We start from the raw sequence: 12,321 nt of genomic DNA on the forward strand, positions 1-12,321 counted from the left end.
GCCACCGCTCTCAGGCCCCGAAGTCCGCGACCGGCCGGACGACGACCGCACCGCCGTCGCGCGAGCCGGGACAGCGCGCGGCCCAGTCGAGGGCGGCGTCGAGGTCGGGCACGTCGATCACGAGGAACCCGCCCAGCAGCTCCCGCGTCTCGGCGAACGGCCCGTCCGTCACGGTCCGCTCCCCCGTGGGCGAGACCCGCACGGTGGTCGCGGTCACCAGGTCGGCCAGCGACTCCCCGGAGACGTGGATTCCGGCGTCGCGTACGGCCTTGTCGTAGGCCATCCAGTCCTCGACGGTGCATTCGGGCGCGCCGCCCCGCTCGTCGACGGCCCCGCTGTGGATCAGCAGCATGTACTTCATGATCGGCTCCTGTCGCCTGTCGGGACTCTGGTCCGGTCCCGTGGTCCCAGCCCTCGGGGCTGGCTTACACCATGACGACGAACGGGACCGGGCCCCATCGACACACCGCCCGCATCTTTTTTACGACGCCCCTTCCGCTGACGACGCCCCATCCGGCCGCGCCCGCCCCCAGGGCCCCCTAGGCAACAGCGCCGGGAAGCTTGAGGAAGAAGTCCCGGACGTCCTCGGCGAGCAGCTCCGGCACCTCCATCGCGGCGAAGTGACCGCCCCGGTCGAACTCCGACCAGTGCCTGATGTCGTACAGCCGCTCGGCCAGCGGCCGCACCGACCGCGTGATGTCGTGGGCGAACACCGCCACGCCGAGCGGCACGGGACACGGCTCGCTCCGCCGCGTCGACTCCCGGTGCAGCCGCGCCGAGGAGGCCGCGGTGGCGGTCAGCCAGTACAGCGATACGTCGGTGAGCAGGCGTTCGTCGCCGACCGGCGTACGCGGATCCGTCCACTGGGCGAAACGCTCGGCGATCCAGGCCAGTTGGCCGACGGGCGAGTCCGTCAGCGCGTAGCCGAGGGTCTGCGGGGTGGTGGCCTGCAGGGCCTGGTACGGCGGCCGGTTCGCCATCAGCCGCCTGACCGTGTCCAGCCGGGCCCGGTCCTCCTCGGACAGGTCGACCCCGGCGTCCGGGTCAGGCCGGGTCGGCAGGTAGTTGACGTGCACCCCGACCACCCGTTCCGGGGCCACCGCGCCGAGCGCCGTCGAGATGCCCGAGCCGAAGTCGCCGCCCTGCGCGCCGTACCGCTCGTACCCGAGACGGCGCATCAGCTCGGCCCAGGCCCGCGCGACCCGGCCGACGTCCCAGCCGCGCTCGTGGGTCGGCCCGGAGAAGCCGTAGCCCGGGATGGACGGGATCACCAGGTGGAAGTCGCGGGCCAGCGGCTCGATCACGTCGAGGAACTCCAGGAAGGACCCGGGCCAGCCGTGGGTGAGGATCAGCGCGAGCGCGTCCGGCTTCGGCGAGCGGACATGGACGAAGTGCACGTTCTGGCCGTCGATCTCGGTGGTGAAGTGGGCCAGTTCGTTGAGCTCGGCCTCGTGCCTCCGCCAGTCGTATCCGGTGCGCCAGCGGTCGGCCAGCTCCTTCAGCCGGGCGAGCGGGAAGCCGTAGTCCCACCCGGCGCCGGCGATCTCGTCGGGCCAGCGGGTGCGGGAGAGCCGGTCGTTCAGGTCGTCGAGGTCGGCCTGGGGGATGTCGATGCGGAACGGCTTGATCATGGTGGCGGCCTTCCCTGTCGTTGGTGACGCCAACGTTGGCCCGGCCCACCATACTCCTGATCGTGGGTGCGGCCAACGACTTGCTAGATTGCGTTCCGTGGACATCGAAGAGGGGACGCCGCCGCAGCGGCTGCGCGCACTGCCGAGCAGGCTGACCAACCAGGCGGCCCTGGCCGCCAACCGGATCGTGGACCGGGCGCTCGCCGAGGCCGGCGTCCGGCGCTACCACTACGCGCTGCTCGCCGCGTCGGAGGAGTACGGCCCGTCCAGTCAGGCCGCGCTGGGCCGCCGTACCGGCATCGACCGCAGCGACATGGTGGCGACCGTCAACGACCTGGCCGAGCGGCGGCTTCTCGACCGGGCCCCCGACCCGGAGGACCGCCGCCGCAACATCATCAGCATCACCGCGGCGGGCCGCCGGGAGCTCACCCACCTCGACGGGCTGCTCGCCGTCGCGCAGGAGGACTTCCTCGCCCCGCTGGGCGCGGCCGACCGTCGGACCCTGGCGGACCTGCTGACCCGCCTCGTGGACCACCACCGCGCCGAGCAGGGCTGACCGGCGCCGGGGCCGGTGTCCCGGACCCAGTGAGCCCGAGGTCACGCAGGAGCGGAGTCGCGCAGCAGCGTGAACCAGAAGGTGGGGACCGGATTCGTCCCCGGTGTCACGTCGGCCAGTTCCCACCCGGTGAACCTGGCACGGAGTTCGTCCGCCGTCACGCCGGACCACGAGTCGTCGAACGCCCCGGGCCCGTACCCGAACATCAGCAAGCGCGCACCGGGCGCGGCACGCCGGGTGAGGCCGGCCGCGTAGGCGTCACGGCGGTGCGGCGGGATCCCGCAGTAGCAGCTCAGGTCGAAGAACAGGTCGTACGGGCCGGGCACGCCCACCTCGTCGAGGCGGGTGGCGTCCCCGCACAGCACCGTGACGTCCGCTCCGGCCGCGTCGGCCTTCTCCCGGGCCTGCCGGACCGCGAGCTCGACCAGGTCGACGGCCGCCACCCGCCAGCCGTGCCGGGCCAGGTACACCGCGTTGGTCCCGGTGCCGCAGCCGAGTTCGAAGGCCCGCCCCGGCGTCAGCGAGCCGGGCCCCTCCACCAGGGCCACCAGCTCGGGCGGCGTGACGCCGCTGTCCCACGGCGGCTCGCCGTCCCGGTAGAAGCCCTCCAACACGCCTCGGACGAAAGCCTCTTGCTCGATCTCGGCAGCAGTCCCGTGCTCACTCATCGCGACCCTCCAGAAGATTAGAGTTCAACTCTAGTGTTTGACTCTAGAGATAAGCTCCTGCAATGGACGCGGTCAAGGGTTCCGACGGACAGCACGCCAAACGCCCCGGCAAGAGGGACGAGCGCTCGCGGCGTACCCGCGAGAAGATCGTCGCGGCGGCGCTGGAACTGTTCGTCGCGCAGGGGTACGGGGCGACGAGCCTTCAGGAGGTCGCGGATCGCGCGGGCGTGGCCGTCCAGACCGTGTACTTCGTGTTCCGGAACAAGCGCACGCTGTTCAAGGACGTCGTCGACACGGCCATCGCGGGCGACGTCGAACCGGTCGCCACGATGGACCGCGAGTGGTTCCGCGCGGCGTGCGCGGAGCCGACCGCGGCCGGACAACTGCGCGCCCACGTCCGGGGCGTGCGCGACATCCTCGGCCGGGTCGCCCCGGTCATCCCGCTGATCGCGGCCGCGGCCGCCACGGACCCGGAGATCGCCGCCCAGTGGCCCGCCGGCCCCGACCCGCGCTACACCGTTCAGCACGCCGCGGCGGAGGTACTGACCTCCAAGCCCGACGCCCGCCCCGACGTCGACACCGCCCGCGCCGCCGACCTGCTGTACGGGCTGCTCAGCCCCGAGCTGTACCTGACCTTCACCCGCGACCGGGGCTGGTCCCCGGACGCCTGGGAGGCATGGGCCTGCACGTCCTTGACGGCGCAGCTCTGCGAGGGCCAGGAGCACTGACCGGCCGCCTCACGCGCCGATCAGGCAGGGCTCGTCGGCGTACGCCCGGGCACGGGCTCGACCGGTACGGGGGTGGGCGCGGGCACCGGCTCCGGCACGGGGACGCGTACGGACTCAGGTTCCAGCACGAGGGCGCGTACGGGCTCAGGCTCCGGCGCAGGTACGCGAACAGGCTCAGCGGCAGCAGCCGCAACCACCGGGGCACCCACATGAGCAGTCGCAGGCAGAGGCGCAGCCGCAGCCACCCGCGCCCGCCTCCGGGCCGCCGCCTCCGGGTGGTTGCACGACTCCGTACGCGTGGCCAGCTTCCCGCCCCCGACCCGCTCCCGGGTGCGGCGCAGGAATCCGTGCTGCTCCAACTCCCGCAGCGCGGTGGCGATACGGGCCTCACTCTCCGGGAAGATCGCGGCGAGCGCCGTGATGCCGACGCGCCACCCGTCGGGCAACGACTGGATGTGGGTGCCGAGGCCGATCGCCAACAGGGACAGACCTCGGTGCTGGGAGAGCCGGTTGGAGATGATCGTGTAGCCGTCCGTGAGCCGTACGTTGATGTGTACGACACCGGCGGACGGGGCGCGGGGGCGCGCTAACCTGCTGGGTATCCATCGGGAAGCTCCTACTTCCTCGGTGGTCAGGCCTTCGGTCGGGATGCCAGTCCCGGCCGGGGGCCGTCTCATGTCTGGTGTGGTGGTCAGCGTGAGCATATGCCCGCCAACAGGTCATAAATCCAGCCCGGTTGGCACACTTCACCCATGCGAGTGATCGCGCCTCCCCCGAGCTGACCGGGACCCGCAGAGGTCCACTCGGGGGGTTGGGTTGGGTCATTTCTCCCGTGATCAAAGACAGGTACTTAAAAGCTTTTGCGTCGTGGGTCACCACGTCGCGGTGGACCGCGACCCGGTGACCCACGCTCCCGGTGACCTCTCCCGCCCCACCGGATCGCGGCTGTCACGACCCGGTGAGCGCGACCTCGGCCCGGACCGTCTTGCGCGCGAACGGACCGTGCTCCGTACCCCACCGCACCGACAGCGCCTCGACGAGCAGCACCCCGCGCCCGCCCTCGGCCGTGGGAGACGGCTGCCCCACGACCGGCAGCCGCTCGCCCCGTGCATCGGAGACCTCGATGCGGAGCAACGACAGCTCGAACATCTGCTTGAGCTGAGCCAGTTGCGGCATGTCGAGATCCAGGTCATGCCGACGGAGGCGGAGGAGCACGCGGGGCTGGGCGGCTCGCACCGCATCCTTAAGCTCAAGGACGGAAAGACCGCCGGGCACAACGAGGTTCAGCTCATCAGCGGGCTGATCACCGATCCGAGGCAGGTGCAGATCCTGGACATGCGCTACAACCTGCTCCGGTCACAGGCCCTCACGCCCCGGCTGTCGCGGGAATTCATCGAGAAACTGCTGGGAGAGACATGAGCACCCCCGAGCTGACGTGGTTCAAGAGCAGCTACAGCACCAACGACGGTCCGGACTGCGTCGAGGTCGCCACCGCCCCCGCCACCGTCCACGTACGCGACTCGAAGCAACTCCCCACCGGCGGCCCCCACCTCGGCTTCACCTCGGCCGCCTGGGCGGACTTCGTCACGTACGCGTCGGAGGCCTGAGCCATGTCCGTACCGCCGGTCGTCCGCATCAAGGACTTCGACCACCTCGTCCTCAACGTCGGAGACGTCGAAAAGGCCCTCGCGTTCTACTGCGGGCCACTCGGCCTGGAGCCGGTCCGCGTCGAGGAGTGGCGGGCGGGCAAGGTCCCGTTCCCCTCGGTCCGGGTCAGCCCGACGACGATCATCGACCTGCTGGACCGTCCGCGCGGCGAGTCGAACGTGGACCACATCTGCCTCGTCGTCGACCCGCTCGACTGGCAGCAGGTCATCGACTCCGGGGTGTTCACGGTGAAGGAGGGGCCGGTACCCCGCTTCGGGGCCCGGGGATCGGCCACCTCCGTCTACGTACTCGACCCGGACGGCAACACGGTCGAGCTGCGCTGGTATCCCCAGGACGCGTGAGGCGGGGAGGAGCCGGGCCCGCAGCCCGCTGCGGGCCCGGCCCTCTCGCTCCACGGGCAACCCGTGAACCTTTCCGGCCGCCGCGGACAACAGGGGGTGACCGACACACCGACCGACGCACCCTGGAGGCGCAGTGACCGGACCACCTCCGGCCCGCCCCGGCATCGCGGGCGACGGCAGACACGACGACGGCAGGGACGACGCCGACGTCATCGCCCAGTCGCTCGACGAGCCCGAACTGTTCGCCGGGCTCTACGACCGGCACGCCCCGGACATCCACCGCTACGTCGCCCGCCGCCTCGGGGAGGGCGCGGCGGACGACATCACGGCGGAGACGTTCCTCATCGCGTTCCGCACCCGGGCCCGCTACGACACGGCCCACCGGCTGGCCCGGCCCTGGCTGTACGGCATCGCGGCCAACCTGATCGGCAAGCACCGCCGTACCGAGGTCCGCGCGCTGAAGGCGCTGGCCCGGACCGGGCACGACCCGGTCGCCGCGTCGTGGAGCGACCGCTCCGACGACCGGATCGCCGTCCAGGCACCCCTGGCGGGGGCGCTGGCCACGCTGTCGCCCGGTGACCGGCACGTCCTGCTGCTGGTCGCCTGGGCGGACCTCGGCTACCAGGAGGTGGCCGAGGCGCTGCGGATCCCGCTGGGCACGGTGAGGTCCCGGCTGAACCGGGCCCGCCGCAAGGTCCGCGAGGCGCTGAGCACCGACCCCGCGTTCGCCTCCGCGCTCGACGCATCGCCCGCCACGGCCGGACAGGAGCTGAGCCCGTCATGGACGAAATGACCCGGCTACGGGAGCTGCGCGCCGACGCCCCCGTGCCCGACCGCGCCGACCTGGCCCCCGGCCGCCGGCGGCTGACCGACGCCATCGAGGGCAGGAGCCGCCGCACGTTCCGGCTGCGGGCCGACTGGCGGATCGCCTCGCTCGGCGCGGTGGTGGCGATCACCGCGGCCGCGCTCTTCGTCACCCAGATCGTCGACACCTCGGACCCCCGGCAGTCGGGTCCGGCGACGGTGGCGGGCGACCTCGACCTGTCCGGCCCGGCCGCCGCCCTGGGGCAGGCCGCCGACTTCCTGGAGCGGCAGGAGGTCCCTCCGGAGCCGCGGGCGGACCAGTGGATCTACCTCCGGCAAGGGAGCCCCGAGCAGGAGAGGTACTGGAAGGAACTCCCCGCCGAGATCCGGGATCGGACGCGGTGGTCCTACAGCCCCGCCTCCTGGGTCCCGTACGACGACAAGGCCGCGGAGAACGACACCTCCGACACCGACTACCGGACCGCCCGCGAGTCCTACCGGATCGCCGCCGGACTACCGGAGGACCCGGAGGCGCTCCTCGCGGAACTGCGGAAGGTCTTTCCCTCCGGTACCGGCCCCGAAAGTGTCCCGGAGACCAAGGACGCCCACAGCTTCCGCGCCCTGACCACCCTGCTGGAGTCCTACCCGCTGCCGCCGGACGCCCTGGCCCGGATGTACCGGGCGATGGCCACGATCAAGGGCATCGGCGTGACGGACCACCTGGTCCGGGACGCGTTCGGCCGCCAGGTCATGGCCGTCACGCGTGCGCATGACCAGAACACCCAGCGTGAGATCCTCCTGGACCCCGTCGACTACAGCTACGCGGGCCGGCGGGAGGTCGTCATCAGGACCCACGTCGTCTACGGCCCCGACGACAGTGACGGCCCCGACCGGACGGTGCTCAAGCCCGGCGACATCCTGAGCGATATCGCGAGGACCAGGGCGGCCGTGGTCGACGCCAAGGGCCAGAAGCCCTGACCGTACGGCTCGCGCAGAGCTCGGGCGTGGGCGCGGTCTCCGCCACAGGGGAGCGGACACCGGGCCCACGCCCGTTCCGGCCATCAGCGGCCGCCGGGCGACCCCGCCACCCACGTGACCGACCCCACCCCCCACTCCGTTAAAACTCCCGCAACAATGAAGGGTGATCACTTCGCCCGCACGGAGCCCCCAGCGCCGCACCGAGCATGCGCCGACCCCGTACGTCGACCTCTCGCGCGACGAGTGGAGCGCTCTGCGGGACAAGACGCCGCTGCCGCTGACCGCCGACGAGGTGGAGCGGCTGCGGGGGCTCGGGGACGTCATCGACCTGGACGAGGTGCGGGACGTCTATCTGCCGCTCTCCCGGCTGCTCAACCTGTACGTCCAGGCCACCTCCGGGCTGCGGGGCGCGCTGAACACCTTCCTCGGGGACGCCGGGAACGGGCACGGGGCGCAGCGCGGGACCCCGTTCGTCATAGGGGTCGCGGGCAGTGTCGCCGTCGGCAAGTCCACCAGCGCCCGTATCCTCCAGGCGCTCCTGGCCCGCTGGCCCGAGCACCCGAGGGTCGAGCTGGTGACCACGGACGGGTTCCTGCTGCCGATGAAGGAGCTGCGGGCGCGCGGGCTGACCTCGCGCAAAGGGTTCCCGGAGTCGTACGACCGGCGGGCGCTGACCCGGTTCGTCGCGGACATCAAGGCGGGCAAGGACGAGGTGACCGCACCCGTCTACTCGCACCTGATCTACGACATCGTCCCCGGCGAACGGCTCACCGTGCGCCGCCCCGACATCCTCATCGTCGAGGGCCTCAACGTCCTCCAGCCCGCCCTGCCCGGCAGCGACGGCCGGACGAGGGTCGGGCTCGCCGACTACTTCGACTTCAGCGTGTACGTCGACGCGCGCGCCGAGGACATCGAGACCTGGTACCTGAACCGTTTCCGCAAGCTGCGCGCCACGGCGTTCCAGGACCCGTCCTCGTACTTCCGCAAGTACACCCAGGTCTCCGAGGAGGAGGCGCTGGACTACGCGCGCACCATGTGGCGGACCATCAACAAACCGAATCTGCTGGAGAACGTGGCCCCGACGCGCGGCCGTGCCACCCTGGTGCTCCGCAAGGGCCCGGACCACAAGGTCCAGAAGCTGTCCCTGCGCAAGCTCTGACCCCTCAGCCCGGGAGGGCCCGCCGCGTGCTGCACCTGCGACTGATCGTGCCCACCGACACCACCGACGAGGTGGTCGCACTGCTGGAGACCACCGTCGGCACCGCCCACCTCGTGGTCCTGCCGGGCGCCGCCCGCTCCCCCGCGGGCGACGTGGTGATGTGCGACGTGGCGCGCGAGGCCGGCGACGAACTGATCCGGGATCTGCGGGGCCTCGGTCTGGAGAAGTCCGGGTCGATCACCATGGAGAACATGGAGCTGACCCTGTCCGACCATGCGGACCGGGCGGAGGACGAAGCCCCGGGCGACGGCGCCGACGCGGTGCTGTGGGAGGAGCTGACGGAGGCGACGCACGAGGAGTCGACCTTCTCCGTCACCTACGTCTCCTTCCTCGCCCTCGCCACGATGCTCGCCGCCTGCGGCGTGATGCTCGACAACGCGGTGCTGATCGTGGGCGCGATGGCCGTCGGGCCGGAGTTCGGCCCGCTGGCCGGGATCTCCACGGCCATCGTGCAGCGCGCCCCGCGCCTGGTGGTCCGCTCGCTGTGGGCGCTGATCGGCGGCTTCGCGCTCGCGATGATCATCACGGCCGGGTTCGCCTGGCTGATGGACGCGTTCGGCCTGTTCACCCACGACATGATCGACAAGCCCCGGCCGAACACCGGCTTCATCTGGCACCCGGACTGGATGTCGTTCGTCGTGGCGTTCCTGGCCGGCATCGCCGGGACGCTCTCCCTCACCTCGGCGAAGTCCGGAGCCCTGATCGGCGTGGCGATCTCCGTGACGACGGTCCCGGCCGCCGCCAACGCGGCCGTCGCGTTCAGCTACTCCGACTACCAGCAGACGATCGGCTCGGGCCAGCAGCTCCTCGCCAACCTCGGCGGGATCGTCCTGGCGGGCACGCTGACGCTGCTGCTCCAGAAGGGCCTGTGGAAGATCCGGCGTACGCAGAAGCCCCCGGCGAGCACGCCGGGGGCTTCGGTGGGGGCGTGACGGACCGGGCGCCTCGGTGACGGCCATGGCATCGGGCGGCGCCGGGCAGCCGGTGCGAAGCGGGTGCGGGCGGTGTAGAGAGGAGACATGCCGCAGCGCCCCGAAGGACCCGGCCCTCGGCGGGGGCTGATCGCCATCCCGATCCTGTGGATCGTCGCGGTGACCGTGGTCGACGTGCTCGCGCCGCCGGACATCCACCTCGGTCCGCTGCTCGTCGCGGCCCCGGCGATCACGCCGTCGTTCGGCGGACCGAGGACCGTGGGCGTGGTGGCCGCACTGGCGGTGGCCGCGCAGACCCTCATCGGAGTCATCCGCGACCCCGATGACCTGCTCTCGGCCAACCACGAGGCGCAGATCATCGCCCTGCTGCTGGTCGGCGTGAGTCTGGTGGTCTTCTGCGTGGTGCGGGAGCGCCGCGCGAAGGAGCTGTCGCAGGTCCGCCATGTGTCCGAAGCCGCCCAGCGCGTGGTCCTGCCCCCGCTGCCCGGGAGGCTCGGGCCCCTGCGGGCCTCCGCTCGCTACCTCGCCGCGGAGGCCGAGGCCCGGATCGGCGGGGACCTGTACGCGGCGGCACGCACCGCCTCCGGCACCCGGCTGATCGTCGGCGACGTCCGGGGCAAGGGGCTGACCGCGGTCAACGACGCCGCCCTGCTGCTCGGAGCCTTTCGTGTCGCCGCCCACCGCGAGGCGGGCCTGGGCGAACTGGTCGCCTACCTCGACCGCAGCGTGTGCTGGGACCTGATGGAACCGGGCGAGACGAGCCGCCTCGGAGAAACGTTCATCACGGCCACCATCATGGACATCCCCGACCAGAACGGCCCGGTCCGGATGATCTCCTGCGGACACCCGCCGCCCGTCGTCCTGCGCGACGGCCGCCCGACGACGATGCACGTCGGGCACCCGGCGCCTCCGCTGGGCCTGGGCGACCTGGCACACCCCCGCTACGAGGTCGACAGCTTCCCGTTCGAACCGGGGGACCTTCTGCTGCTGTACACGGACGGGGTCACCGAGGCGCGTGACGCCACCGGCGCCTTCTACCCGCTCACCGATCGCGTCACGGGATGGAGCGAGCGCGATCCCGACGCCTTCCTCCAGCGCCTCCGGAGCGACCTGCTGCACTACGTCGGCGGACGGCTGAACGACGACGCCGCCATGGTCGCCGTGGAACGTCCCGCCCTGCCGCGAGCGTGAGCCAACGGCTCTGCCCCGGGGCCGTGCCCGCCGTACGCGCACGGCTGCTCAAGCCGGTACGCATACGGCTCGGGGCCGGGGCTTCACCCCAGCGCGGACTTCACCACATCGGCCAGCCGGCCCGCGACGGCGCGCGCCTGCTCGATGTCGGCGGCCTCGACCATGACCCGCACCAGCGGCTCCGTACCCGACTGGCGCAGCAGCACGCGTCCGCTCTCGCCGAGCTCGGCCTCCGCCTCGACGACCGCGGCGGCCAGCTCGGCCGAGGTGTTCACCCGGGTCTTGTCGACGTCGGGGACGTTGACGAGGACCTGGGGCAGGCGCTGCATGACCCCGGCCAGCTCGGTGAGGCTCCGGCCGGTGGCGGCGACGCGGGCCGCCAGCATCAGGCCGGTCAGCGTGCCGTCGCCGGTCGTGGCGTGGTCCAGGACGATGACGTGCCCGGACTGCTCGCCGCCCAGCGCGAAGCCCTCGGCCTTCATCGACTCCAGGACGTACCGGTCGCCGACCGCCGTCTGGACGAGCTGGATGCCCTCGCGCTCCATGGCCAGCTTGAAGCCGAGGTTCGACATCACCGTGCCGACCACGGTGTCCTTGCGCAGCTGCCCGGCCTCCCGCATGGCGAGGGCCAGCACGGCGAGGATCTGGTCGCCGTCGACCTCCTCGCCCGCCCCGTCCACGGCCAGGCAGCGGTCGGCGTCACCGTCGTGCGCGATGCCGAGGTCGGCCCCGTGCTCGACGACGGCGGCGCGCAGCAGCTCCAGATGGGTGGAGCCGCAGCCGTCGTTGATGTTCAGGCCGTCCGGGTCGGCCCCGATGGTGACGACCTCGGCGCCGGCCCGGGCGAACGCGGCGGGCGAGACCCGGGCGGCGGCGCCGTGCGCCTCGTCCAGGACGACCTTCAGGCCGTCGAGCCGGTTGGGGAGGACACCGATGAGGTGGGCGACGTACCGGTCGAAGCCCTCCGCGTAATCGCTGACCCGGCCGACACCCGCGCCGGTCGGGCGGTCCCACGGCTCACCGGTGCGGTGCTGCTCGTAGACCGTCTCGATCCGGTCCTCCAGCTCGTCGGCGAGCTTGTGGCCGCCGCGCGCGAAGAACTTGATGCCGTTGTCGGGCATCGCGTTGTGGCTGGCGGAGAGCATCACACCGAGGTCGGCGTCGAGCACGCCGGTGAGGTGTGCGACCGCGGGCGTCGGCAGCACGCCGACGCGCAGCACGTCCACCCCGGCGCTGGCCAGGCCCGCCACGACGGCGGCCTCCAGGAACTCTCCGGATGCCCGCGGATCACGTCCGACCACGGCGGTCGGGCGATGGCCCGCGAAGGTGCCTGCCTCGGCGAGTACGTGCGCCGCCGCGACCGAGAGACCGAGCGCCAGCTCAGCCGTCAGGTCGGCGTTGGCGACACCCCGTACTCCATCCGTACCGAAGAGTCGTCCCACTGGTGTCCTCCGAAGTGCTCCGAAATCACAAACCACTACTGCACAGCAAACGAAACTGAGAAAAACAAACGATGAAAGCGACGAAAAACCACAAAAGGGCACGTCGGGTGGCATCGCTCAGGCCTGGTGCGTCCGGGCCGATGAACGTCTCATGCCGTTATAC

At 71.8% G+C, this 12,321-nt stretch carries 15 protein-coding genes and 1 pseudogene; 10 read left to right on the forward strand and 6 right to left on the reverse strand.

The window, feature by feature from the left end; genetic code table 11:
- Window positions 1-10 precede the first annotated feature (10 nt).
- Both IE134_RS01880 and IE134_RS01885 read right to left on the reverse strand, forming a co-directional pair.
- Window positions 11-361, reverse strand: coding sequence for a YciI family protein (locus IE134_RS01880; RefSeq protein ID WP_030709130.1), 351 nt, complete (start codon window positions 359-361; stop codon window positions 11-13).
- Window positions 362-539: 178 nt separating this feature from the next.
- Window positions 540-1,631: an epoxide hydrolase family protein gene (locus IE134_RS01885; RefSeq protein WP_030709131.1), complete on the reverse strand. Its 1,092-nt coding sequence runs from the start codon at window positions 1,629-1,631 to the stop codon at window positions 540-542.
- A 97-nt stretch (window positions 1,632-1,728) separates the two neighbouring features.
- Between IE134_RS01885 and IE134_RS01890 the strand changes: the two genes are divergently transcribed.
- Entirely contained in the window at window positions 1,729-2,187 is a 459-nt protein-coding gene (locus IE134_RS01890; protein WP_189429443.1) for a MarR family winged helix-turn-helix transcriptional regulator, read from the forward strand.
- A gap of 41 nt (window positions 2,188-2,228) precedes the next feature.
- On the opposite strand, the gene IE134_RS01895 is transcribed toward IE134_RS01890, so the two are convergent.
- On the reverse strand, window positions 2,229-2,855 hold the full coding sequence (locus IE134_RS01895) for a class I SAM-dependent methyltransferase (protein WP_189429444.1): 627 nt from the start codon (window positions 2,853-2,855) through the stop codon (window positions 2,229-2,231).
- A 62-nt stretch (window positions 2,856-2,917) separates the two neighbouring features.
- Between IE134_RS01895 and IE134_RS01900 the strand changes: the two genes are divergently transcribed.
- Window positions 2,918-3,583: a TetR/AcrR family transcriptional regulator gene (locus tag IE134_RS01900; protein ID WP_189429445.1), complete on the forward strand. Its 666-nt coding sequence runs from the start codon at window positions 2,918-2,920 to the stop codon at window positions 3,581-3,583.
- Between the two features lie 20 nt (window positions 3,584-3,603).
- Here the strand turns inward: IE134_RS01900 and IE134_RS01905 are convergent, their stop codons facing one another.
- Together IE134_RS01905 and IE134_RS01910 are read right to left on the reverse strand one after the other, a co-directional pair.
- Complete coding sequence (locus IE134_RS01905; RefSeq protein WP_308431862.1) at window positions 3,604-4,062, reverse strand: hypothetical protein; 459 nt, start codon at window positions 4,060-4,062, stop codon at window positions 3,604-3,606.
- 469 nt (window positions 4,063-4,531) lie between these two features.
- Window positions 4,532-4,759, reverse strand: coding sequence for an ATP-binding protein (locus IE134_RS01910; protein ID WP_189429915.1), 228 nt, complete (start codon window positions 4,757-4,759; stop codon window positions 4,532-4,534).
- Between IE134_RS01910 and IE134_RS01915 the strand changes: the two are divergent.
- The 8 genes and pseudogenes from IE134_RS01915 to IE134_RS01950 form a co-directional block, all read left to right on the forward strand.
- Window positions 4,715-5,002 (forward strand): annotated as a pseudogene (locus IE134_RS01915) (Scr1 family TA system antitoxin-like transcriptional regulator); the annotation flags it as partial. The gene IE134_RS01910 and the pseudogene IE134_RS01915 sit on opposite strands and share 45 nt — an antisense overlap.
- On the forward strand, window positions 4,999-5,190 hold the full coding sequence (locus IE134_RS01920) for a DUF397 domain-containing protein (RefSeq protein ID WP_098016931.1): 192 nt from the start codon (window positions 4,999-5,001) through the stop codon (window positions 5,188-5,190). The pseudogene IE134_RS01915 and the gene IE134_RS01920, both read left to right, overlap by 4 nt.
- A gap of 3 nt (window positions 5,191-5,193) precedes the next feature.
- Window positions 5,194-5,592, forward strand: a complete 399-nt coding sequence (locus tag IE134_RS01925; RefSeq protein ID WP_030709149.1) for a VOC family protein — start codon at window positions 5,194-5,196, stop codon at window positions 5,590-5,592.
- 133 nt (window positions 5,593-5,725) lie between these two features.
- Complete coding sequence (locus IE134_RS01930; RefSeq protein ID WP_030709151.1) at window positions 5,726-6,385, forward strand: RNA polymerase sigma factor; 660 nt, start codon at window positions 5,726-5,728, stop codon at window positions 6,383-6,385.
- Complete coding sequence (locus IE134_RS01935; RefSeq protein ID WP_189429447.1) at window positions 6,373-7,374, forward strand: CU044_5270 family protein; 1,002 nt, start codon at window positions 6,373-6,375, stop codon at window positions 7,372-7,374. Before IE134_RS01930 ends, IE134_RS01935 begins: the two co-directional genes overlap by 13 nt.
- 163 nt (window positions 7,375-7,537) lie before the next feature.
- Window positions 7,538-8,533, forward strand: a complete 996-nt coding sequence (coaA, locus tag IE134_RS01940; protein WP_030084349.1) for a type I pantothenate kinase — start codon at window positions 7,538-7,540, stop codon at window positions 8,531-8,533.
- Between the two features lie 26 nt (window positions 8,534-8,559).
- A complete protein-coding gene (locus IE134_RS01945) occupies window positions 8,560-9,525 on the forward strand; it encodes a DUF389 domain-containing protein (protein WP_030709154.1) in 966 nt (321 codons plus the stop codon).
- An 87-nt stretch (window positions 9,526-9,612) separates the two neighbouring features.
- Complete coding sequence (locus tag IE134_RS01950; protein WP_030709155.1) at window positions 9,613-10,716, forward strand: PP2C family protein-serine/threonine phosphatase; 1,104 nt, start codon at window positions 9,613-9,615, stop codon at window positions 10,714-10,716.
- A gap of 83 nt (window positions 10,717-10,799) precedes the next feature.
- Here the strand turns inward: IE134_RS01950 and glmM are convergent, their stop codons facing one another.
- Entirely contained in the window at window positions 10,800-12,158 is a 1,359-nt protein-coding gene (gene glmM, locus IE134_RS01955) for a phosphoglucosamine mutase (protein ID WP_098016928.1), read from the reverse strand.
- Window positions 12,159-12,321 lie beyond the last annotated feature (163 nt).

Source organism: Streptomyces rubiginosohelvolus (assembly GCF_014649875.1).
GTDB lineage: Bacteria > Actinomycetota > Actinomycetes > Streptomycetales > Streptomycetaceae > Streptomyces > Streptomyces rubiginosohelvolus.

What these genes read in the sequence shown, in the direction of transcription:
- IE134_RS01900 (WP_189429445.1), top strand. Translation starts at nt 2,918, where the DNA reads ATGGACGCGGTCAAGGGTTCCGACGGACAGCACGCCAAACGCCCCGGC.
- IE134_RS01925 (WP_030709149.1), top strand. Translation starts at nt 5,194, where the DNA reads ATGTCCGTACCGCCGGTCGTCCGCATCAAGGACTTCGACCACCTCGTC.
- IE134_RS01880 (WP_030709130.1), bottom strand. Translation starts at nt 361, where the DNA reads ATGAAGTACATGCTGCTGATCCACAGCGGGGCCGTCGACGAGCGGGGC.
- IE134_RS01935 (WP_189429447.1), top strand. Translation starts at nt 6,373, where the DNA reads ATGGACGAAATGACCCGGCTACGGGAGCTGCGCGCCGACGCCCCCGTG.
- IE134_RS01920 (WP_098016931.1), top strand. Translation starts at nt 4,999, where the DNA reads ATGAGCACCCCCGAGCTGACGTGGTTCAAGAGCAGCTACAGCACCAAC.
- IE134_RS01910 (WP_189429915.1), bottom strand. Translation starts at nt 4,759, where the DNA reads ATGCCGCAACTGGCTCAGCTCAAGCAGATGTTCGAGCTGTCGTTGCTC.
- IE134_RS01895 (WP_189429444.1), bottom strand. Translation starts at nt 2,855, where the DNA reads ATGAGTGAGCACGGGACTGCTGCCGAGATCGAGCAAGAGGCTTTCGTC.
- IE134_RS01950 (WP_030709155.1), top strand. Translation starts at nt 9,613, where the DNA reads ATGCCGCAGCGCCCCGAAGGACCCGGCCCTCGGCGGGGGCTGATCGCC.
- IE134_RS01885 (WP_030709131.1), bottom strand. Translation starts at nt 1,631, where the DNA reads ATGATCAAGCCGTTCCGCATCGACATCCCCCAGGCCGACCTCGACGAC.